We start from the raw sequence: 22,011 nt of genomic DNA, 5'->3' as shown, positions 1-22,011 counted from the left end.
AGCTTTCTACTGGAGGCTCCATTCGCCCATTTCGAGCTGAACCACTCGCTTCTCGCTGAAGCTATCGAGATTGCAGGTGGGAATGTTTTCTGCTTTCACTACTGCGATCGCCTGTTGATTTTCGTTTTGCATAACAATTCGAGCATAAATGCGAGGCAACAGAGCTTTCCAGTGTATTTCCTCTAATTTTCTAGTTAGAGAAATTTCCGGTCCCTCAGTCACATCTAAATCTTCTTGCATAATAAGATTCATCGCCACACTGGATAAAACCAGATTGGCATCCTCCTCAGAAATATTCGCAGTTTCTACAAGTAACGCCATCTGACTTTTTTGCGGGTGGGTTGCGATCGCCTTTATAACTCTTTCTAAGTCTATGCTTAGAGATTCTTCTGGTTGAGACCAATCTGGAAAAACAATTAAATTGATCTCTTTCAGCTTTAAAAGCAAGAGCGTAGCCTCAATTAAGGCAGAACTAACTGTTCTCCCCATTGTTTCCCAAGAAAACTTTTTCGCTTGTTCCATTCCCGCTGACATTAATGAGCGGCGCACTTCCGGTTTTTGAACCTCACAAAGGGCATTCGCCAGCCCATTAATATCCTCATCATTTACGTATAATGCCGCTTTCCCAGCCACTTCAGGAATAGAGGCATTGGCACAAGTAATAACTGGACAACCACAAGCCATTGCTTCCACAACAGGTAGCCCGAACCCTTCATACTTCGACGGATAAACCAATGCAATAGCTCCGGAATAAGCCGCCATCAACTCTTCATCACTAAGTTGCAGCATATGAACAACGCTGCCTGAAGTATAGGCTCTAAACTGATCGTCCAGTAAAGCTCCACTACCCGTACAAACAATATCAAAGCCTTGTTTACTATAAAGTAGAGCAAAAGCCTTTAAGAACAAAATTGTATTCTTATAACCGCCTATACCGACCAGAATAAAGTATGGCTTGGAGATGCCGTACTTTGTTCTAAAAATATTAACTTCTGCAATGCTTGCTGGTAAAAAAGTCTTATTAACTCCACAATGAGCTACCGTTATCGATTCTCTAGCAATATGCGGGAAAAACTTTACCAAGTCACGCGCTGTATTTTCTGAAATAGCTATATAGGCAGAAGCCTGTTGAATGGCATAATGCTTTTCTTGCCACATGGGATTGTTGAAATCCCATTCCATAACTTCCGGAATCATGTCATACGCCATAAAGACAGAGGGCGTTGACAATGGGGTTGTGTAGTAGGTTGAAATAAATAAGTCGGCACCCTCCTCATCACATACTTGCTGCAACATTGCCCGGTCAGCATCCGTTGTACTGTAGTTATAAGCTGGTACAGAGCGATATAGAACACCAGGAATTTTAGGAGCAGTTCCAGCTCTGTCAATAACTACAATATATTCTGCAAAACCGTTTTTTGCCCATTCTTCAAGCAAAGATTTCCAGACGCGAGCAATCCCCGTTTGATACAACTGGAAAAATACCCCGTCAATAGCAACTTTTACTTTTTTTGTACCTGCTGCAAAATCAGCATTATTATTGTCTTCCTCAGTAGTTTTAACCTCATTATTATCATCATCCAATTTACCAATAGATTTTAAATAATCTCTCTGAAGTAGGGAGGTTTTTTGAAGATTTTCTTGCCCATCACCGCCCAAGCTATTAAGCCAATTATGGCTCAAGCTTTTTTCAGTTAGCAGATGCAAGGATGAGCCATCGGAATATAAATTCAAACCGAAATTATCAGCAATTATAGACAGTGCTTTACTCGTGTATAGAGAAATATGCTGACCTTCGTCAAGCGAATAGTACCACCATTCGTTAGGCTTAGGATTACTTGCTGGCAACAATTCAGTGCTAAATAAAATATTTCTAGAGAATTTCAATATATGCTCTATTTCAGCAATAGGCTCTACCAAATGCTCAAATACTTCAAATGCTGTGACTAATTCATAGCGAGTGTTTTCTTTATCTTCAGCTTCAAAGCCTTGAGCAAATATATTCTGGCAAAATTTATCATACCAATAAAAATCAATGCCTAAGTCTCTCATTAACCGAACAAATACACCATATCCGCCTCCGTAATCTAGAAATTTATTCTCATGGTTAAAATGGTTAATAATTATATTACTTGATACTTGGGACAAGTTGATGTTTCTGAATAACAGCCCAACATCACTACTAGCTATAGCTTCAGAATATGCTTCCTCAAGCCAATAAGGTTCCTCCGTTTGAATAAAACTGCAATTTGAACATTGAAAATAATCAATGTCATACTTTTGCATGATTTTAGTATTGGCGATATTTATTGAGTCTGATTCACAGATTTTGCATTTCATAAAATCATGAAACTGATTTTTCTTTAAAACAACGAGATTTCTTTATTTTAAAGATGTTTACCACTAGCATATTTTCTAATTCTAGCAACAAGAGGCAGGGAATCTAGTCCTTGTGCTACCAGCTCTGGAACTTGAGCCAGACTCTCTATGATATTGTCAGCAAAGTTATATTTTTCGTCCTCGCCGTAATTCAGTGTCAGATACTCCAATAGTTCTAAAGCATAATCACCAAAATTCATAATATCAGCAATACAAGCTAGTTTTAAAATTCGCTCAGGTGTCTTTAAGTGTGTATTCAAGTCTTCTCGAATTAAGTCACGGAAGTAAAAAGCATCTGCCCAAATCAAAGAACCGGGATGAGTTTCTGATACAATTGGTGAATCCGTCCGAACTCCACGTCCAGTGCTAATAACCAAATCGAAAAGTGTAAAATCTTTATTTTTTAAATAAATATCTATATCACTAAAAAGAGGCTGATTCCTATACAAAGGAATAAATTCAACCTCAGTTAAAATACCCAATATGCTGCTTTCTATAATTCTACTGGCTCCTTCTAAAACCTGAAGATCGGCTCCCTGAACATCAACCTGCAAAAAATCAATTTCCTCAATTTGTTCGGATTCGCAAAAAGCATCTAAAGTGGTTGTGTCAACTTCCACTGTAGTAACTAATTGGTGCCACTCTAGATAGCCAGCAAACCGCTTTAGGTAAGATTCGTTCGGAGGATATAATGAGCTACTACCAGTAAAATTAGTGACGTAAAGAGTAGCCTCTCCAACTGAATTCCAAAGCACTTGTGGAATATGTTTTTCAGTCCAATTTACTTGTCGAACTTCAAGCTCCGAGTTCATTGCATCACAACTTTCTGCATCAGCATCAAATCCATAAATAGTAAGGTGAGGCGCAAATATATGCCAACCTTGACTTGCATAATCATCCTCCCTTACTATTTTGCGAGAGCCAACAATCCCAACAGTCATATGAACTTGCTCTAAATGACCGCTGCTTTTTAAGCTGGAAAGAAAAAATGACATAATAAAATTTTTACTCTTTGAGGTATTAACCTTACAAATTAATAATTATAATTGTAATGTTCTCGATTAGTCTACACTGGATGCTTAGAGAGGGACAAATTATTTTAAATTAAGCTAAAGTCAAGATTAATTTAAGATTCGTTAAGAAGTAGTGTTCTCTAAACCCTAGTTAAAGAGGTCTTTCTTAGCTTCTTCTTGAAGGGTACTGACTAAAAGTAGAAGAGGAGCTATGTAGTAGTTACTAAATCATTTTATGGTAACGATCGCCTCTGCTCAAACTTTCTCACTTGGCAACCAGATGTTTTTAAGAAAATTTAACAAGACTTAACAAACTATGAGGATTCTCAAGGGTATAACCTTCAGTCTAGAAGGCATGAGTGAGGCTAAAACCCATCAAGCGCTCAATCACCGACTTCAACAGCATCAACTATAACTCAGCCAGGAGCAAAAAAAACAACTGGTGTTTGAGAGGCTGACCGTTCATAGGCTTTATCTTGCTTGAGAGGCAGCGAATACAAATGCTTTCCCAATTTCATAAAAACTTAAGTCGTTCGATAGTTACCTTTTGTGTAGCTCTGATGTGTGTTTTAGTAATTGGAGTTTTACAGGTACCCCATTTAAACCGACTGCGTACCGGAGCTAAAAGCACGTCGATGCAAAATCTTGAAAGAGAAGAAGAGTCAGAAAGACTACGCCTTAATCTACTTCAAAAAACTCCCTCTTTGGGTTTTGCTAATCTTTTAGCAGACTGGGTATTTCTCGGATTTCTGACGTATTACGGTGATGATTCAGCACGCGGAGAAACTGGTTATAGCCTCAGTCCAGAATATTTCGAGATAATTGTGGACAGAGATCCGCATTTTTTAAATTCATATCTGTTTCTTTCTAACAGTATTTCTATGTACGCAGGAATGCCAGAAAAGTCTGTTGCGCTTATGGAGAAAGGGCTAAAGTCGATTGCCAAGAATCCGCTTCCAAAGTCTTATTATGTCTGGCGCTATAAAGGAACTGATGAATTGTTGTTTCTAGGAGATGCTCAAGCGGCAAGGCAATCCTTTGAGAAGGCGGCAGAATGGGCAAGTATTTATTCCGATCCAGAAAGCCAAAATGTAGCAGCTATTTCTCGTCAAACTGCACAATTTCTAGCCCGCAACCCTAATAGTAAGTTTGCTCAGGTGGGTGCTTGGACGATGGTTTTACAGAATGCAGTTGACGATCGCACGCGCAAGATTGCCGTCAGTCGGATTGAAGCGTTGGGTGGCAAAGTTGTTGTTACGCCGGAAGGAGAGGTGAAGGTTAAGCTGCCGGAGAAAGATTAAGGGGATAATTGGGTAGATTTCTCACATCTTGCACCAGCCTCATAATCCGCCAGCCAGCCAGCTGGCTAATAGCCCAAGTCCACTAAAGTGGACTAAAGATTAGTATTGAGTCCACTTTAGTGGACTTAAGCTATTAGCCCGGAACTTGAGTTCCGGGCGGTTGTTGTCTCCAGATGCAATATCTAAGATTTTATAGCAGGGAGCGATCGCTCTGTTTGTACCTCTGCTGCTAAAAACAAAATTGCCCCACAGCAAAACTGCTGTAGAGCAAGAGGACAGTTAAACGCTTACTCTAGTTTCCAGAAATCTAGCACCCATCGACTCGCTCTATGTGACGGTATTTACAGTGTCCCTTAAGACAAAATAAAGACGCAATAGGCTGCAATTGTACGCCGTTGCGCTCATCAAACTCAAAAGATAGGCTAACCATGCCGTTGGCTAAAAATGCTGATTCAGCATCAAATGATGTAGTGTCAAACCTACACCAATCCCACTCAGCGAGACGACAACGAGAATCCAAAAAGCTTGCACTGCATTGAATTTAGCAGTTTGAAGGTCTAGTCTAGCTAGGGCACCTGCTGAGAGTAAAACAAAAATATTGGCAAAAATATTAATCCAGGTCAGGATGAAGACTCCAGCCAAAGCTGCGCTTATGACTGAAATAAACGCTCTGGTATCGGAATTCATCCAACGGGCAAAAAAGATTCTCAGAAGCCTGATCGGAGCCGTTAAAACCAAAGCTATCAAAAAGGCTACTCCTATCTCTAACAGCAAAATCTCCCAGGTATATTTAGAGGAAAACAACCAGCCGTATACGCAATAAGTACCCAGAAGCAGCGCCAGGGTGGCTCTAGGCAATCTTTTCAGGAAAGACATTCCATTAATTGCGCTCCCTTTGGCGTATAAATCTTGTACCACGAGTCTACACTGAGCTAGCAAACTGTCGGCATCTTTTTTCGGGTTTTTCTAGGCTGGGGAGCTTTATACTGACATCTTGCACCATTCTCAAGTTTGCCCCAAGTCCGCCTTGAACTCAATTTTCTTGGCTCATAGCTCAAGTCCATTGAAATGGACTGAAATTCTTACTCAGTCTTCTTCAGAAGACTTGATTCTGTTAGCCTGGGGTTTAAACCCCAGGCGGGTAATGCGACTGGTGCAAGATGTCAGTTTATAGTCTTGTAAGCGATCGCTCAGGATACTATCGCTCAGGATACTATCGCTCAGGATACTATCGCTCAGGATACTATCGCTCAAGATACTACTGCTTCGCCTGCAACTTTGTCCTACTCATTCGTAAGCGCTCTTCACTGTGATCGGAATCACAGAAGATGACGATCGATATCGCTCTCCCTCCGTGGCTGAGTGGTCATACTAAGAGACGACTGAACTCTAGCCGAGTCATCAATAGGGAACACACGACCAGCCGACAGATTCTGTAGAGAGACTGTCGGTTTTTTGTTGCTTGGTGCAAGCATCAAGGCAGCAAGTGAAGAAGAATGACTCTTCTTCACCTGCGATCGCGTGTTCTGACTGATAGCGATAGAATCAGGACATGGATTGAATGATGTAGTCGAAATAAGGAGCCGCTGCTATTGCATCGTCCTCGCTGAGTAAGTCGAGGGAGGCTTTTTTCAAGCAACGGATGGATTCAGCCATACCTGGGACAGGAACGCCGAGAGAGTTGTACATTTCCCGCACGCCAATCAAACCAATTTTTTCAATCGGTTCCTTGTCACCGGAAAGAACTCCGTAGGTAATTAGACGCAAGTACCAGCCGTAATCCCGCAGGCACAGCGCCCGTTGCCGCTCCCCGTAGGCATTGCCCCCTGGCGCGATGAAGTCAGGGCGTTTCTGCCAGAGCTGCTTACTGGCTTCTTGAACAATTTTTTTCTCATTTTCAGCCAGCGTGTTGGCGATACGCACCCGCTGTTCGCCAGTTTGCAAATAATCTTTGATGCTCTTGAGTTCGCCACTACTGGGGTAACGAAGTTCGTCGTCTGCTTTGAGAATAACTTGGCTAACTACACTCATGATTATCGGGATGATTCAGAATATCATTCGTAGTTTAACGAGTCGGTGGGACACAAATAAAGGGACAGAGATAATATGTCACTAACAAAATTACTGAATACAGGTTCTAGCGAGGCGGGTGAAGACTTTTGGCAACAAGGTCAACTGGTGGAAGCGCTCATCAGCGATCTCAGTGACAGCGGTGACGGAGTCGGTCGTTTGGGGGGTCGGGTGGTTTTTGTCCCAGATACGGTTCCGGGCGATCGCGTTCTCGTGCGCTTAGTGCGAGTCAAACCTCAATATGCCCACGGCAAATTGCAAGAGATATTAGAAGCATCTAGCAATCGCATCCGTCCATCCTGCATCGTGGCAGATAAGTGCGGCGGCTGTCAGTGGCAGCATATTGACTACCAGTACCAGCTAGAAGCTAAGAGAAACCAGGTGATCCAAGCCTTAGAACGCATTGGCGGGATCGCTCAGCCAACCGTCGATCCCGTCCTGGCAGCTGCCGATCCTTTGGGCTATCGCAACAAAGCGACCTATCCAGTAAAACGGTCATCAACAGGTCAAGTACAAGCAGGTTACTACCAAAAAGGCAGCCACCACCTGATTAACTTGAATCAATGCCCGGTTCAAGACTCGCGTTTGAATCCCTTGCTGGCAGAAGTCAAGCAAGACATCCAGAAGCGGGGTTGGGGAATTTACGACGAAAAACTTTACCGAGGGAAAGTCCGTCACCTAGGGCTGCGGATTGGGCGACGCACGGGCGAAATATTGCTGACCTTGGTCGTCAAAGATTGGAATCTCGTCGGGATCGATGCTCAAGCTCAAGAGTGGTTAACTCGCTACCCCCAGCTAGTGGGCGTCTCGCTTAACTGCAATCCCGATCGCACTAATGCAATTTTTGGCACGGAAACCCGCTGTATCGCCGGACAACCTTACTTGCGCGAGGAATTCGCGGGTTTACAGTTCCAAGTGCGTCCCGACACCTTTTTTCAAGTCTATACAGAGCAAGCTGAAGCGTTGTTACAGGCGATCGCTGATGAACTAAATCTGCAAGGCAACGAGGTGCTAGTAGATGCCTACTGCGGCATTGGCACGTTAACCTTGCCGTTGGCGCAGAAGGTAAAGCAGGCGATTGGTTTGGAGATGCAGCCAGAAGCAGTAGAGCAAGCGAATCTCAATGCCCAATTGAATAACATCACAAATGTAAAGTTTTATGAGGGAACGGTGGAGACGTTGCTGCCCACTCTGGAGGTGAAGCCGGATATTGTATTGCTCGATCCCCCGCGTCAGGGATGCGTTAGCGCAGGGCATCCGAAGGACGGTCGCGCTGTCTTAGAAACCCTCTTAGAAATTCAGCCGAGTCGGATTGTCTACGTTAGTTGTAAACCCGCTACCCTAGCCCGCGATCTGAAATTCTTGTGTCAATCGGGCAGCTATGAGTTAACCCGCGTACAACCCGCTGACTTCTTTCCCCAAACGCCTCACGTTGAATGTGCCGCCGTTCTTGTGCGCCAATAACAGCCCGCCAATAACAGCCCTTTGTAGCGTACTTGGCTGAGCTTTGGGGTGGCTTTTTTAGAAGATTTTGTTACAATAGAGAAAGTGGTTTATCCTACAAATTTTGGGATAGAAAGCACTCCTCTAGAGGTCAGAAGTTAGCAAATTATTCGTATCCGTCAGAAAGCTAGCAATTTGCCAAGTAATCTAACGGAAAAATGCAGTTGGTATCCTCTATTAAAAAAGAGAGTACCGCGCGCAATTCGCAATGATTAACGCTTGTGGATAGGTGTATTAAGCCTGGACATCATCTCGAATCTACCTGTGATTCCCCCGATTGTACGCATAAATGTACGCAAAAGATGAGTCCAAAACTACTCGTATCAAAGCTGTATAGCGCTACGCGCATACCCTTCGGCATCTGACTGTTAATTCTATTGAATGAAAGTCTAGAGGTTTTTTGAGTGATTGCTATCTCACAGCGTCCGGTGAGGCGAACCTGGGGCACGATTAGCTTCGCTTCTACCCTCTACCTTTGTCCCGTTCTGGATCTTCTGTTAGCTCAGATTCCAGTCCGGTGGCAAGCGGAAATTCGACTAGGACTGCAAGAAGCGCTAGTCAATGCGGCAAAACACGGCAATAAGCTAGATCCCGGTAAGACCGTGTCCGTCCGCTTTTCGATGGTAGAAGGACAATACTGGTGGGTGATTTCAGACGAAGGAACGGGCTTTTCTCCTCCCTGTGATTGCCATTCTGACCCCGAACAACATCTTCCTGACGACGAAGCAGAAAGCGGCAGAGGGATGTGTATCCTCCACCAAATCTTCGATCAAGTCCACTGGAACCACCAGGGAACGGAACTCAGACTCTGCAAGCAAGTCAAAAGTCGTTTCCGGCAACCCCTGCTTTTCTAACGGCTGTGTCCATGAGTTGGGCAAGGCGGTGCTGAGATAGATTTGTCCAGCCAGCCGGAAGCCTGCTGAAAGCGCACCAACGCTTCTTCCGGTTGATCTTTCAGGAGAAATACCAGTGCGGCGATGGCTTGTTCGCCAGCGCGAACTTTGCGGTTAGACTTGAGCCGATGCCAATCATTCGGGTGAATACTCAAGCGTTCTGCCAGAGCTTGAGCGAGTTCCAGGGTACTCAGTTCGTTCAAGTCAGAGGTTTTAGAAAGCTGGGTCGGTTGAGACATACTGAAGATAGACTCGCATTTATCCTACTCTACTGTATGCCGCGCCGTCCCAAAGGGTCAGATCCATCGCCTTCCCCACTTGGGGATCAAGAGCAATTTGAGACTTCGCTCTTGGAAGTTGAGACTTCGCTTGCCGAGATCAAAGAACGCTATGCCCAAGTGCAGCAAGACAAGCAGCGGCAAGCCGAACTCCAGCAGCGATTAGACGAGATAAAAAAGGAACAAAGGCTTTCCCAGCAGCGACAACTGCAAGTAGAGCTGCGGCGCATCAAAGAACAGCTGGATACTATAGAACTTAACTTAGAAAGCCGTCTATTTTCTTGGGACAGTTTAAAAGAACCTTTTTGGCAAGCTGTCCGCTTTGCAGGACTTGGCATTGTTGTAGGCTGGATCTTGAAGTCCTGCGCTGGGTAGGGGTTAGCAGGTTGAAAAGGTGGCAAGTTGAAAGATAAACCTTCAACCTTCAACTTTCAACCCTTTAACTATCGAAAACCTTCACTTAGCAGATAACAACAGATAACAACATGGTGACTCGACGGATTGCAGACATATTGCGAAATAGTCAGCCAGATGAGCAGCTGACGATCAAAGGCTGGGTACGAACGAAGCGAGAATTGAAAGAATGTGCCTTTGTTGAAGTCAACGATGGCTCATCAATGGCTAACCTCCAAGTTGTACTCAATCCAGATTTGTCAGATTATGGGAACATCATCAAACAGCTGAACACAGGTGCTTCTGTAGAAGTTGCGGGTGTGCTGGTAGAGTCTCCGGCAAAAGGACAACGAATTGAGCTGAAGGCGGAAACGGTGAAAGTCTACGGGGAAGCCGATCCCGAAACCTATCCGCTGCAAAAGAAACGTCACTCATTTGAGTTTTTGCGAACAATTGGGCATTTGCGATCGCGCACCAATTCCTTTGGTGCCGTTTTCCGCGTCCGCAATGCCTGTTCCTATGCGATCCACCAGTTCTTTCAAGAGCGGGGATTCCTCTGGGTTCATACCCCCATTATCAGCGCTAGTGACTGTGAAGGAGCGGGAGAGATGTTTACCGTCACCAGCCTCAACCTGAAGGACATCCCCCGCACAAACGCCCAGGAGATTGATTACAGCAAAGACTTTTTTGGACGCCCTGCCTACCTCACCGTCAGCGGACAACTGGAAGCTGAAGTCATGGCGATGGCATTCAGTAACGTTTATACTTTTGGTCCCACCTTCCGAGCCGAAAATTCCAATACTTCTCGCCACTTGGCAGAATTTTGGATGGTAGAACCAGAAATGGCTTTCTGCGATTTAGAAGGCAATATGGACTTAGCCGAAGCCTTCCTGAAGCATATCTTCAAGTATGTGCTAGATACTTGTCCTGAAGATATGGAGTTTTTTAACCAGCGAATTGATAACTCCGTTCTCGCTACAGCAGACAATATCATTAACAACCAGTTTGAACGCTTGACTTATACGGATGCGATCGCGCTTTTGGAAAAAGCCGATAAACAATTCGAGTATCCCGTCAAATGGGGCTTGGATTTGCAGTCAGAACACGAACGCTATCTGGCTGAAGAAGTCTTCAAAAAACCCGTCATCCTCACCGACTACCCAACAGAAATTAAAGCCTTCTATATGCGCTTAAGCGACGATGAAAAAACCGTCCGCGCAATGGATATCCTCGCTCCTAAAATTGGCGAAATTATTGGGGGATCGCAGCGGGAAGAACGTCTGGATGTGCTAGAAAGACGCATTCAAGCTCAAGGGCTAAATCCAGCGGATTATTGGTGGTATCTAGATTTACGGCGCTATGGCACCGTTCCTCACGCTGGCTTTGGCTTGGGGTTTGAGCGCTTAGTGCAATTTATGACTGGAATGGGTAATATTCGAGATGTTATTCCTTTCCCTCGTGCGCCGTTGACCGTGGATTTTTAAGCGATGGTAAAGATAATTCCTATTGCCGAGAACATCAGCACACTGCGTCAAGTGCGGGATAAATTCAATCTCATACTTGCCGCAGACGACCACTTCTTCAATGAATGGTTCGAGGGTTTGCCTGAAATTACCGATCGGGAAAAAGAAACTTTGGATCGGATTAAAAGAAGATACCACTATCATAGGGAAGATGGTCTTTTGGCGGAAGGTGCGGTTAATTTGGTGGTATTATCTCCACTATTGGAACTAGCAGGTTTCTACGATTTTCCCTTTAAAATTAGTGCTGAACCAACCGTACAAATTGCCGTTGAAGACAGAGATGAAATCTATCGGGGACGCATTGATGTTCTGGTATTGCAAGACCAATTTTGGATTTTGGTAGTTGAGTCAAAGCGTACAAACTTCAACGTAGATATTGCCATTCCACAAGCTTTGACTTATATGATGGCTAATCCTAACCCAGATAAACCTACCTTTGGTATGGTGACCAATGGCAGTTACTTCATGTTCATTAAGCTGGTCAAAGGTAACTTTCCTGAATATGCTTTATCTGACGATTTTTCACTCTACCGTCGTCGCAATGAATTGTACGATGTACTGCGGGTGCTAAAGCAAATTGGGGAAGCGATCGCCCATTCCCGATCTGGTTAGTGGAGGGGCAATCTGCTTCACACAGTCTGAAATTTTCCCCTTCAAACAAAAAATCTCTGGCAATTTAGGGGCGAGTTAGCTAGTAGAGTGGCAATGCCCACCCTACTGAAAGCCCAAAAAGCACAAGGGCACAGTATGAACTCTCAAAACTATAATTAATTAGCCGACTTGACGCGACGGCGGCGACTTAGTAGGGCAAGCGCACCGAAACCGATCAAAGAACCTACAGTACCAGGCTCAGGGACGGAAGTGGCAGCAAGACCGATAATATTACCGCTCCCGCTACTGAAACTGCTCAGTGTCGTAGCAGCACCCGTGCCTAAGTTGATGCTGTAGAGTTTCGAGTCGGAAGCTGCGAAGGCAGTATTGACGATGCTACCTCCCTGTTTAGTCGTGAAGATGTCAAACCCTCCTGTCTCGCCGAAATCGATGCCGAGGGAACCTACGGTGTTCAGGGTGCCAGCATTAGGCGGAGCCTGCGTAACTAATATGTCGAGAGCGGAGTCGATGCCGTATAGTGTAGTTGCGATCGCCCCAGCAAACGAATTAGTGTAGGCCGCAGCGGTAATATTGGGGTTAGTTCCGAAGTTGGGATCGCCAGCCGCATAGGCTAAGGTTCCATCAGTAATCACCGCACCACTATTCACGTTGGTACGAAGGTTTTGGTCGTTGCTACCGACAAGCCGCAGGCGGTCAGGTACCGGGTTGAAGTCAAATCCTGACATGACTCCTCCAGTGAAAGGAACGCTGAGGTTACTTACCAAAGTCGCAGCACCTGTGGTGGTGTCAATGGTATAAATGCCGTTCTTGTCTGTGACACCGTAGAGCAGACCATTGGCTGGTCGAAAGTCAATACCTAGCAAAGTACCATCAACCCCTGCGATCTTCACTGTGCTAGAAATCTTGGAAAGTTTGCGGTTAAAGAAAACCAGACTGTTATCGTCATTCAGACCAATCAGCTTGATGGTAGCTGCATCTACAGATTTGGCAACGCCGAACAGATCGAACGTCGTAATTACGGCTAATGCAGCGATCGCTGTACCGAGCTTATTTAGTTTCATGGGTAGTTCTCCGACTGCTAATTTTTTCTAGTTTTATCAGCCAAATTCAACAACTATGTAAAACTACGCAAATATGCTTAGTTTTAACTGGTAATTGACTATGACTGTGTGTTGTACGGAGGAACTATCACTACAGTTTTCCGTCACAGTCTATCTTTACCAATTCTTTAATTAGCAGCCGGTTTTCGCTAAAAATGTGAAGCTTTTATGAAGTGTTAGTCTAAACGACGGATAGTAAAACTACGAAAAGTAGAAATCTTTCGTTTGTGTTTCACGCCGTGGGGTTAGGTTAGTTAAAAAGTCTTTTAAACCCAACACTCATAACGCCTTCGTTAGATCCGCGTTTTTCTAAAAGACACAACCTCACCAAAAAAGCTGGTGACAAGATTTGAACTTGCGACCGGCTGATTACAAATCAGCTGCTCTACCCCTGAGCTACACCAGCAACCAACGTATAGAATAGCAATTTTTGAATTAAATATCCAGTCCTTCCAGTATTAATACTTAATTTTTTCCCAGGAAACTGAGCCAAATCATCAAGCTAATTTGGGTTGGAGTAGAGATCGCCCTCGCCTTCCTCTCCACCAAACCTCTGGCTGAAATTTCGCGGAACCAGACACAAACGTTCTTAGTTGCTGTAAAATTTATGTTCGTACTCAAAATTACGGTATCCCGATCGATGTACCGGGGATTAAAGGAGAGCGTTCATGCGTTTGTGGCAAATTACTCGGCTTAAGGCATTTCATCCGTGGAAACAACAGACAGCCAGATGGCTGAAGGTCACTTCCCGGAAGGGTTTTGTGTCTCTGTTCCTATTGGGGATGAGTTTAAGTGTAGCGATCGCATCTTGCGCCCCCAATAACTCTAATTCCCCGACAACGACTGCCTCAGGTGGTTCCAGTCCAGCGGCGAAAACCGGCGATGCACAAGTAACCCTCGTCTCCTACGCGGTGACTCGCGCCGCCTACGAAAAAATTATTCCCCAGTTCACCGCTAAGTGGAAACAGGAACACAACCAAAACGTTACCTTCAACCAAAGCTATGGTGGCTCTGGCTCCCAAACCCGTGCCGTAATCGATGGTCTAGATGCGGACGTTGTAAACCTGGCTCTCGCTCTTGATACCGAGAAGATTGAGAAAGCGGGGTTGATTGAAGCCGGTTGGGAGAAAGAAGCTCCTAATGGTGCAATTGTCAGCAAATCTGTTGCAGCACTGGTTACTCGCGACGGCAATCCCAAAGGAATTAAAACCTGGGCAGACTTAGCGAAAGATGACGTGAAAGTCATTACAGCTAACCCCAAAACTTCTGGTGGCGCTCGCTGGAATTTCTTAGGTTTATGGGGATCGGTGACCAGAACGGGCGGTGACGATGCCAAAGCCCAAGAATTAGTCACCAAAGTTTACAAGAATGTCCCCGTGCTACCTAAAGACGCCCGCGAAGCCAGTGATGTCTTTTTCAAGCAAGGGCAGGGAGATGTCTTAATCAACTATGAAAACGAAGTAGTATTGGCTGGGCAAAACGGTCAGAAACTTCCTTATGTCGTGCCCGATGCGAACATCTCCATCGACAGCCCTGTCGCCGTTGTAGACAAAAACGTTGACAAACACGGCACTAGAGAAATTGCCGAAGCGTTTGTCAAGTTTCTGTATACCCCAGAAGCCCAACGAGAATTTGCCAAGGTGGGATTCCGACCCGTTGATCCTACAGTGGGGGAAGAAGTAGCGAAGCAGTATACCCCAGTAAAAACTCTCTTCACCGCTCAAGATTTGGGGGGTTGGGACGAGATCCAGAAGAAGTTTTTTGATGACGGAGCAATTTTTGACAAAATTCAGGCTGGCAGCACATAAAGACTTACTAATTGCTAATTGCGTCATTATCAACCAACAAAAGACCAAGACTCATTAGCAATTAGCCACCAGTAAAAACCAAGAACGATTCCCGAAATTCTTCATCCTTTAATACTGGATACTTTCCTATGGCTGTATCGGCTCCTCCTCAACGAACTTCTGTTTGGAAAAACCCCTTTCTCAAGATAAGCAGTATGTCGTGGCCTTGGCGGATTACTTTGGGGTATATGACCATCATGCTCCTCCTGCCCGTGTCTGCGCTTCTGTTGAAAGCAAGTACAGAGAAACCGATTGATTTCTGGAGAATTGCCACCAGTCCCATCGCTCTTGCCACCTATGATGTCACCTTTATCACAGCCTTTATTGCGGCACTGCTCAATGGGGTGTTTGGCGTTTTAATTGCTTGGGTTTTGGTTCGCTATGAGTTCCCATTCAAACGGTTGATTGATGCCGCCATTGATTTGCCTTTTGCACTGCCTACCTCAGTCGCGGGTTTGACACTGGCAACGGTCTACAGCGATAACGGCTGGATTGGTTCCCTGCTAGCACCTTTGGGAATTAAAGTGGCATTCACGCGCTTGGGGGTGGGGGTAGCGATGGTGTTTATCTCCTTGCCCTTTGTCGTGCGAACCTTGCAGCCTGTATTGCAAGAAATGGAGCATGAAATCGAAGAAGCTGCTTGGTCTTTGGGAGCCTCTAAATTTCAGACGTTTTGGCGAGTTGTTTTGCCACCTTTAATGCCAGCAATTTTAACGGGTGTAGCGTTGGGGTTTGCGCGTGCTGTTGGAGAATATGGCTCGATCGTAATTGTGGCTGCCAACGTACCCTTTAAAGACTTAATCGCATCAGTGTTGATTATTCAGCGATTGGAACAGTATGACTATTCAGGAGCAACGGTGATTGGCACCGTTTTATTAGCAATTTCGCTGTTAGTTCTAATAGTAATTAATCTCTTGCAAGCGTGGGGACGACGGTATGAACTCTAATTTAGCAGGGAAGTCTTTTAATCCAGAGTCAAAAACTCCTCAAGTCTCCTCAATCGAGAAGGAAAAAAGCTGGGTAAAAGTTGCTTTAATTGGGGTAGCGATCGCTTACTTGGCTGTGATTCTGTTCATTCCAGCCATCAACGTCTTTGTGCAAGCATTTAAGGGAGGGGTTGGTCCTTTTATACAAAATCTGACGGAACCCAATTTTCTCCATGCCGTAAAGCTGACTATCTTGATCGCCCTAATTGTCGTACCGCTGAATGTCGTGTTTGGGCTATGTGCAGCCTGGGTGGTCGCACGGCATCGATTTCGGGGTCGAACCTTTCTCATCAGCCTTTTAGACATCCCCTTTGCCGTATCCCCGGTCGTCGCTGGACTGATGATCGTGCTGCTCTATGGACGCAATGGCTGGTTTGGTCCACTGCTAGCGGCAGCAAACATAAAAATTATTTTCGCCACCCCTGCAATGATATTGGCGAGTGCATTTATTACGATGCCCTTTGTCGCCCGTGAAGTGATTCCCGTTTTGGAAGAAGCCGGTTCAGATCAAGAAGAAGCGGCTAAAACTTTGGGTGCTAATGACTGGCAAATCTTCTGGCGCGTCACCCTGCCGAATATTCGTTGGGGTCTCCTCTACGGCGTCATTTTGACCAACGCCAGAGTCATGGGCGAGTTTGGTGCCGTCTCGGTTGTATCTGGCAATATTGCGGGCAAAACTCAAACCCTGCCGTTGTTTGTGGAGGAAGCTTATAAGCAATACCAGACTCAAGCATCTTTCTCAGCCGCCGTTTTGCTTGGGGCACTCGCGTTAGTCACCCTCGTTTTGAAAGAAATTCTAGAGCGTAAAACCCGTATTAAAGATGTTGAATAGGAGGAATTGAGGGCTATGTACAGTACAAATAACTTGCCTGTGAATTCAGCTCAACTAGCCCAATCTACGACTGGGCAAGAAGATAATAGAACCACTAAAATGCGTGTCAGAATCCGCATTCCCAAAGAGTACCAGGAAGAGCCAATCATCTCGCGACTGGTCTCTCACCACGGTGTCACAGTCAATATCGCCGCTGCCCTACTGGGAGCCAACGCCAGAGACGATGGCTGGTTTGACCTGGAACTCTCAGGATCGACTCGCCAACTTCAAAGCGCCTTAACTTATTTGAATGAACTGGATCTAGAACTCTGGAGCAAATCAGACAGCGAACAAGATGGGTGGTAACGAAGAGTTAAAAATGCAAAATTAAAAATAGAAATTATTCATTTTTAATTTTTAATTTTGCATTTTTAATTGTTAAGCCATATTACTCTCAATCGCCCAACGAGCTAACTCCGTGCGGTTATGGAGATTCGTTTTACCTAACATATTGGAAACGTGGCTTTCAATTGTGCGCTGAGAGACATTCATCTGCTCGGCAATTTCTCGATTTGCCATACCTCTTGCCACAAACTGAACCACTTTCAGCTCGGTCGGGGTTAATTCTACAGAGTCGGGTACCTGGAGTTTCGATCCTCCTTCGGTTCCTCTGGCTGGATGATGAATTAGGCGAGTGGCCTGCTTGAGGGAGGATTCCACTTGCGCCACCAGTTCTTCTGGCTCAAAGGGCTTGACCATGTAGACATCTGCCCCAGTATTGAGACCCTTCACCCGGTCTTGGCTTTGACCTTTCGCTGAGAGGAACAGAACTGGAATCCAGCTGATGCGGGGATCTTCTCTCACGTGTTGGACGAGGGCAATGCCGTCCATCTCTGGCATCATGACATCACAGATAATCATGTCTGGAATATCATGCTCTAGAACTTCCAGTGCTTCCCGACCATTTTCAGCGGTGATGACTTCGTACCCCCGAAATTCCAGGTAGTCCTTGACCAGCAAAATCAGGTTGGGGTCGTCATCAATCAGCAACAGTCGTTTGTTATCTCTGATACTGGTGTCTTTCATGCTGTGCCACTCGCCAAACCTGGAATTGTGAAAATTTAAACCGTTTTCTACGTATAGTTTACGTTTTTTTCAGCACCCTGCTGCACCGATTCCTACTAAGTCTAGGCAATTACTATAATCTGTTTTTAGAAATTATAGTCACTGACATGGGTCACAACGACGAAAATCTAGTAGGTACACGGAAGAATATAACGTAGCTACTATGTTACTGTATAGGGTTTTGGTAGTGGATGAACTAAGAAAGCGTATTCTTGAACAATTCTGTTGCCAATCAGATGTTCTTGGATAATCCGCTCAATGACTTCAGGAGTCGCTCCACGATACCAAACGCCATCTGGGTAAACTACTAGAATTGGGCCAGAGGAGCAAACTCGCAGACAGTTAGCTTTGGTGCGGAAAATGCAAAAGGGGCTTTTGTCGGAAGGCTTGTCTAGTTTTAACTCTTTAAGTCGCTTTTTCAAGTAGTTCCAAGATTCTAAACTGGTTTCCTTGGAGCAGCACTGGGGTAGGGTTGGATCGGCACAGATGAAGATGTGGCGCTGAATTTGATTGAGTCCTAAGGTCTGCACGCAAGCAAAGAGAGCATCTTGGTCTGGTGCTTGACAAGTTTCCGGAATTTCAGGGCTAGACTCAGCCACTGGGTTTTCAGTCATTATTTATTTTATTTCCTGGGAAGAGGCGAGATATCCCGTTTTTACGAGATTTTAGCGGTTCCAATTTTTTTTTAGCAGATAGAGTGCGATCGCGCTATGCCATCCCAATGGCTTTAGCCATCCTTTGTCTTGAGTATTTCTACTAAAGTACTGCTGCAACCGGACAAGTTCGGGAACCCGTACAAAGAATTTGGTTGCGATCGCACACTGGTTGGGCTAAATTAGCACTCAGAGGTTGAGAGTGCTAATTCTCAACGAACTAATTGTGTCTCTTGAGTCAAACCTGTAATAGGAGCGAAGTTTGTATGGCAGCTGTATCTCTAAGCGTATCCACTGTTAAGCCGCTGGGCGAGCGCGTATTTGTGAAAGTGAGCGCTGCTGAAGAGAAAACCGCTGGTGGAATTCTTCTTCCTGATAATGCTAAAGAAAAGCCTCAAGTAGGCGAAGTCGTCGCTGTGGGACCTGGCAAGCGCGATGACAAAGGCACTCGTGTTGAGTTAGAAGTCGCTGTTGGCGACAAGGTTCTCTACTCCAAGTACGCTGGCACAGACATCAAACTCGGCACAGAAGAGTACGTTCTGCTCTCAGAGAAGGACATTTTAGCAGTCGTTTCATAAAGTTCTGAGTTCTGAGTTGAGAGTTCCGAGTTAAAACATCTGCTTAACTCAACACTCAAAACTCAACGCTCAACACTCATTCAAAACTCAAAACTCAAAACTCAAAACAACTGAGGAACTATGGCTAAGCGCATTATTTACAACGAAAACGCTCGTCGCGCCCTGGAAAAAGGGATGGACATCCTAGCTGAAGCTGTGGCTGTTACTCTCGGTCCTAAAGGCCGCAACGTGGTACTAGAGAAGAAGTTTGGCGCACCACAAATCGTGAATGATGGTGTCACCATTGCCAAAGAAATTGAATTAGAAGATCACGTTGAAAACACGGGTGTCGCCTTAATTCGTCAAGCCGCCTCTAAGACCAATGATGCTGCTGGTGATGGCACCACGACTGCAACCGTTCTCGCTCACGCAATCGTGAAAGAGGGCTTGAGAAACGTTGCTGCAGGTGCGAATGCAATTTCTCTGAAGCGCGGGATTGACAAAGCCACCGGCTTCCTGGTGGAAAAGATTGCCGAACACGCCAAACAAGTAGAAGATTCCAAAGCGATCGCTCAAGTTGGTACTATCTCTGCTGGTAACGACGAAGAAGTTGGTCGGATGATCGCCGAAGCGATGGATAAGGTGGGTAAAGAAGGCGTCATTTCCCTGGAAGAAGGGAAGTCCATGACCACCGAACTGGAAATCACCGAAGGGATGCGCTTTGACAAAGGCTACATCTCTCCCTACTTCGCTACCGACATGGAGCGGATGGAAGCAGTTCTAGAAGAGCCTTTCATCCTGCTGACCGACAAGAAAATCACGCTTGTCCAAGACTTAGTGCCCGTTCTAGAGCAAGTCGCTCGTGCCGGTCGTCCTCTGATCATTATCGCTGAGGACATCGAGAAAGAAGCTCTGGCAACCCTGGTGGTTAACCGCCTGCGGGGCGTGCTGAATGTGGCTGCTGTCAAGGCTCCTGGTTTTGGCGATCGCCGTAAAGCAATGCTGGAAGACATTGCCGTTCTCACTGGCGGTCAGCTGATCACCGAAGACGCTGGTCTGAAGCTGGAAAGCACCCGCTTAGAGATGCTGGGCAAAGCTCGCCGCGTCAACATCACCAAGGACAACACCACAATTGTCGCCGAAGGCAACGAAGCCGCTGTGAAGTCTCGTTGCGAACAAATCCGCCGTCAAATGGACGAAACCGATTCTTCCTACGACCGCGAGAAGCTGCAAGAGCGTCTAGCTAAGCTGGCTGGTGGCGTCGCCGTCGTCAAAGTGGGCGCTGCTACCGAAACCGAAATGAAGGACAAGAAGCTGCGTCTGGAAGATGCCATCAACGCTACCAAAGCTGCTGTGGAAGAAGGTATCGTTCCTGGCGGCGGTACAACTCTGGCTCACCTAACTCCTCAGTTGGAAGAGTGGGCTAGCGCCAACCTGAAGAATGAAGAGTTGACGGGTGCGATGATTGTCGCTCGTGCTTTGGCTGCTCCTCTGAAGCGGATTGCTGAAAATGCTGGTCAGAATGGCGCTGTCATCGCCGAGCGTGTCAAAGAGAAGCCCTTCAACGTTGGTTTCAACGCGGCGACGAATGAGTTCGTCGATATGTTTGAAGCTGGTATCGTTGACCCCGCTAAGGTGACTCGTTCCGCTCTGCAAAATGCCGCTTCTATCGCTGGCATGGTGCTGACAACTGAGTGCATTGTGGTTGACAAGCCTGAGCCGAAGGATGGCGCTCCTGCTGGCGCTGGCGCTGGCATGGGCGGCGATTTCGACTACTAATCGCCATAGTTATTGAGTAAACTTTGGGAGCAGCTTGCAAACTGCTCCCATTTTTTTAGGAGTAGCACAGCTTTACTATTCTGGCTTTAGATAAGAGGGTAGAGACGCGATTAATCGCGTCTCTACGATTGATCGCGTCTAGAACAAACCATCAAAATTGTCTTGACAGTCTAGTAGATAGGAAAGTGAAGTATGTCTATAGACTGCTGGATTCATCAGATCAGGACTTACGCAACTTGCGCGACATCTGAGGGCAACCACAGGGGATTGCCCCTACAAAAACGCTATATGTATAAGCTTTGCGTAAGTCCTGAGATATCGCCTCACGTACTCGGAAAGTTGAAAAGATATCGGGTCTCTTGTAGATACATTTGAGCTTCCAGATTCAGGTAAAGATAATTTTATAAATTTTTTTAAGTAATTCTTGAATTATCTTGGACATGCACTAGATAGGAAAAACGCGCTCTTACTTTACATGGCATAGTTTTAAATATTCCTTCAAAGAATATGCGCGATCGCCAAATCTCTGTAGAGACGCGATTAATCGCGTCTCTACAGAGATTTATGACATGGTTTAAAATCTGTTTTTAGATTCTTTGGGCGGTAAATTTGCTGGGTTTTCAGAGTCATCTTGCCATCTCAGAGGGTTGTTGACGATATAATGTCTCACCTGACTCAAAGAATTTTCATCACGGATAATGCGGTCATCAAATCGCGGTTGCCAAGAAAAGGCTGGGTTAATTTTTCCAATTTCGTATTTGCATCGTCCTTTGTACCACCGGATAACTCTGGAAAGTGAATCTTTCGACAACATTGGATTATGTTGTTTGGTAACTCCACCTCTTCCGCCCATATTGTCATCTGTAGAGACGCGATTAATCGCGTCTCTACGATTAATCGCGTCTCTATTTTGATGAACAACCAGAATGCCATGAATGTGATTTGGCATTATAATAAATTCGTCTAATTGGAAATTTGGGAAATAATTAGTAATTTCACACCAATTATTTTTTGCAACTTTACCTTCTGCTGATAGTTGCATTTCCCCAGCCGCTAGATCACCGAAAAAACATTTGCGATCGCGAATACAGATGGTGACAAAATACCATCCATCATTAGCATAATCCCAACCTTTCAAACGAGTAGATTCAATCCGATACTTATTTTTAAAGAGAGTCATGTAGTCAA

The 22,011-nt window shown here is 45.4% G+C and carries 22 protein-coding genes and 1 tRNA gene; 12 read left to right on the top strand and 11 right to left on the bottom strand.

The window, feature by feature from the left end:
• Positions 1-6: 6 nt before the first annotated feature.
• The gene (locus tag AC2VDX_RS00950; RefSeq protein ID WP_378173257.1) at positions 7-2,340 is read right to left on the bottom strand and encodes a methyltransferase domain-containing protein; all 2,334 of its coding nucleotides are present in this window, start codon (positions 2,338-2,340) and stop codon (positions 7-9) included.
• A 47-nt stretch (positions 2,341-2,387) separates the two neighbouring features.
• Positions 2,388-3,374 (bottom strand): FkbM family methyltransferase, encoded by a 987-nt coding sequence (locus tag AC2VDX_RS00945; protein WP_378173255.1) that lies wholly within the window; start codon positions 3,372-3,374, stop codon positions 2,388-2,390.
• 578 nt (positions 3,375-3,952) lie between these two features.
• Here AC2VDX_RS00945 and AC2VDX_RS00940 point away from each other — a divergent pair.
• The gene (locus AC2VDX_RS00940; protein WP_486928076.1) at positions 3,953-4,693 is read left to right on the top strand and encodes a hypothetical protein; all 741 of its coding nucleotides are present in this window, start codon (positions 3,953-3,955) and stop codon (positions 4,691-4,693) included.
• Between the two features lie 438 nt (positions 4,694-5,131).
• Here AC2VDX_RS00940 and AC2VDX_RS00935 read toward each other — a convergent pair whose 3' ends face one another.
• The 3 genes from AC2VDX_RS00935 to AC2VDX_RS00925 form a co-directional block, all read right to left on the bottom strand.
• On the bottom strand, positions 5,132-5,611 hold the full coding sequence (locus AC2VDX_RS00935) for a hypothetical protein (RefSeq protein WP_378173249.1): 480 nt from the start codon (positions 5,609-5,611) through the stop codon (positions 5,132-5,134).
• A 168-nt stretch (positions 5,612-5,779) separates the two neighbouring features.
• On the bottom strand, positions 5,780-5,947 hold the full coding sequence (locus AC2VDX_RS00930) for a hypothetical protein (RefSeq protein WP_378173246.1): 168 nt from the start codon (positions 5,945-5,947) through the stop codon (positions 5,780-5,782).
• Positions 5,948-6,238: 291 nt separating this feature from the next.
• Positions 6,239-6,724: an allophycocyanin gene (locus AC2VDX_RS00925; RefSeq protein WP_378173244.1), complete on the bottom strand. Its 486-nt coding sequence runs from the start codon at positions 6,722-6,724 to the stop codon at positions 6,239-6,241.
• Between the two features lie 75 nt (positions 6,725-6,799).
• On the opposite strand from AC2VDX_RS00925, the gene rlmD reads away from it, so the two are divergent.
• Both rlmD and AC2VDX_RS00915 read left to right on the top strand, forming a co-directional pair.
• Complete coding sequence (gene rlmD, locus AC2VDX_RS00920) at positions 6,800-8,227, top strand: 23S rRNA (uracil(1939)-C(5))-methyltransferase RlmD (protein WP_378173241.1); 1,428 nt, start codon at positions 6,800-6,802, stop codon at positions 8,225-8,227.
• A 443-nt stretch (positions 8,228-8,670) separates the two neighbouring features.
• A complete protein-coding gene (locus tag AC2VDX_RS00915; protein WP_378173238.1) occupies positions 8,671-9,120 on the top strand; it encodes an ATP-binding protein in 450 nt (149 codons plus the stop codon).
• On the opposite strand, the gene AC2VDX_RS00910 is transcribed toward AC2VDX_RS00915, so the two are convergent.
• Positions 9,117-9,398 (bottom strand): DUF6439 family protein, encoded by a 282-nt coding sequence (locus AC2VDX_RS00910; RefSeq protein ID WP_190536186.1) that lies wholly within the window; start codon positions 9,396-9,398, stop codon positions 9,117-9,119. The two genes, AC2VDX_RS00915 and AC2VDX_RS00910, sit on opposite strands and share 4 nt — an antisense overlap.
• Before the next feature lie 36 nt (positions 9,399-9,434).
• Here AC2VDX_RS00910 and AC2VDX_RS00905 point away from each other — a divergent pair, with 36 nt between their 5' ends.
• The 3 genes from AC2VDX_RS00905 to AC2VDX_RS00895 all read left to right on the top strand — a co-directional run bounded on the left by AC2VDX_RS00905 (position 9,435) and on the right by AC2VDX_RS00895 (position 11,965).
• Positions 9,435-9,812, top strand: coding sequence for a sll0565 family protein (locus AC2VDX_RS00905; RefSeq protein ID WP_378173235.1), 378 nt, complete (start codon positions 9,435-9,437; stop codon positions 9,810-9,812).
• 110 nt (positions 9,813-9,922) lie between these two features.
• A complete protein-coding gene (asnS, locus tag AC2VDX_RS00900) occupies positions 9,923-11,314 on the top strand; it encodes an asparagine--tRNA ligase (RefSeq protein WP_378173233.1) in 1,392 nt (463 codons plus the stop codon).
• A gap of 3 nt (positions 11,315-11,317) precedes the next feature.
• A complete protein-coding gene (locus AC2VDX_RS00895) occupies positions 11,318-11,965 on the top strand; it encodes a type I restriction endonuclease (protein ID WP_378173230.1) in 648 nt (215 codons plus the stop codon).
• Between the two features lie 155 nt (positions 11,966-12,120).
• On the opposite strand, the gene AC2VDX_RS00890 is transcribed toward AC2VDX_RS00895, so the two are convergent.
• Both AC2VDX_RS00890 and AC2VDX_RS00885 read right to left on the bottom strand, forming a co-directional pair.
• Positions 12,121-13,026: a DUF4394 domain-containing protein gene (locus AC2VDX_RS00890; protein WP_378173227.1), complete on the bottom strand. Its 906-nt coding sequence runs from the start codon at positions 13,024-13,026 to the stop codon at positions 12,121-12,123.
• A gap of 373 nt (positions 13,027-13,399) precedes the next feature.
• Positions 13,400-13,471 (bottom strand) — tRNA-Thr (locus AC2VDX_RS00885).
• 262 nt (positions 13,472-13,733) lie between these two features.
• Between AC2VDX_RS00885 and AC2VDX_RS00880 the strand changes: the two genes are divergently transcribed.
• The 4 genes from AC2VDX_RS00880 (at position 13,734) to AC2VDX_RS00865 (ending at position 17,075) form a co-directional block, all read left to right on the top strand.
• A complete protein-coding gene (locus AC2VDX_RS00880; RefSeq protein ID WP_378173225.1) occupies positions 13,734-14,873 on the top strand; it encodes a sulfate ABC transporter substrate-binding protein in 1,140 nt (379 codons plus the stop codon).
• Positions 14,874-15,001: 128 nt separating this feature from the next.
• Positions 15,002-15,859, top strand: coding sequence for a sulfate ABC transporter permease subunit CysT (gene cysT / locus AC2VDX_RS00875; RefSeq protein ID WP_378173222.1), 858 nt, complete (start codon positions 15,002-15,004; stop codon positions 15,857-15,859).
• A complete protein-coding gene (gene cysW / locus AC2VDX_RS00870; protein ID WP_378173219.1) occupies positions 15,849-16,730 on the top strand; it encodes a sulfate ABC transporter permease subunit CysW in 882 nt (293 codons plus the stop codon). The genes cysT and cysW overlap by 11 nt, the downstream gene beginning before the upstream one ends.
• A 15-nt stretch (positions 16,731-16,745) precedes the next feature.
• Positions 16,746-17,075, top strand: coding sequence for an NIL domain-containing protein (locus tag AC2VDX_RS00865; protein WP_378173217.1), 330 nt, complete (start codon positions 16,746-16,748; stop codon positions 17,073-17,075).
• A 72-nt stretch (positions 17,076-17,147) separates the two neighbouring features.
• On the opposite strand, the gene AC2VDX_RS00860 is transcribed toward AC2VDX_RS00865, so the two are convergent.
• Complete coding sequence (locus tag AC2VDX_RS00860; protein WP_378173214.1) at positions 17,148-17,795, bottom strand: response regulator transcription factor; 648 nt, start codon at positions 17,793-17,795, stop codon at positions 17,148-17,150.
• Between the two features lie 200 nt (positions 17,796-17,995).
• Positions 17,996-18,448 (bottom strand): (2Fe-2S) ferredoxin domain-containing protein, encoded by a 453-nt coding sequence (locus tag AC2VDX_RS00855; RefSeq protein ID WP_378173212.1) that lies wholly within the window; start codon positions 18,446-18,448, stop codon positions 17,996-17,998.
• A gap of 305 nt (positions 18,449-18,753) precedes the next feature.
• Between AC2VDX_RS00855 and groES the strand changes: the two genes are divergently transcribed.
• Positions 18,754-19,065 carry a co-chaperone GroES gene (gene groES / locus AC2VDX_RS00850; protein ID WP_378173209.1) on the top strand — a complete coding sequence of 104 codons (312 nt, stop codon included), beginning with the start codon at positions 18,754-18,756 and terminating at the stop codon, positions 19,063-19,065.
• Positions 19,066-19,185: 120 nt separating this feature from the next.
• Positions 19,186-20,823, top strand: coding sequence for a chaperonin GroEL (groL, locus tag AC2VDX_RS00845; protein WP_378173206.1), 1,638 nt, complete (start codon positions 19,186-19,188; stop codon positions 20,821-20,823).
• A gap of 574 nt (positions 20,824-21,397) precedes the next feature.
• Here the strand turns inward: groL and AC2VDX_RS00840 are convergent.
• Positions 21,398-22,003, bottom strand: coding sequence for a transposase (locus AC2VDX_RS00840; protein WP_378173203.1), 606 nt, complete (start codon positions 22,001-22,003; stop codon positions 21,398-21,400).
• Between the last annotated feature and the right edge of the window lie 8 nt (positions 22,004-22,011).

It is taken from the genome of Coleofasciculus sp. H7-1 (genome assembly GCF_057473865.1).
This window is presented reverse-complemented; position numbering and strand designations above follow the sequence as displayed.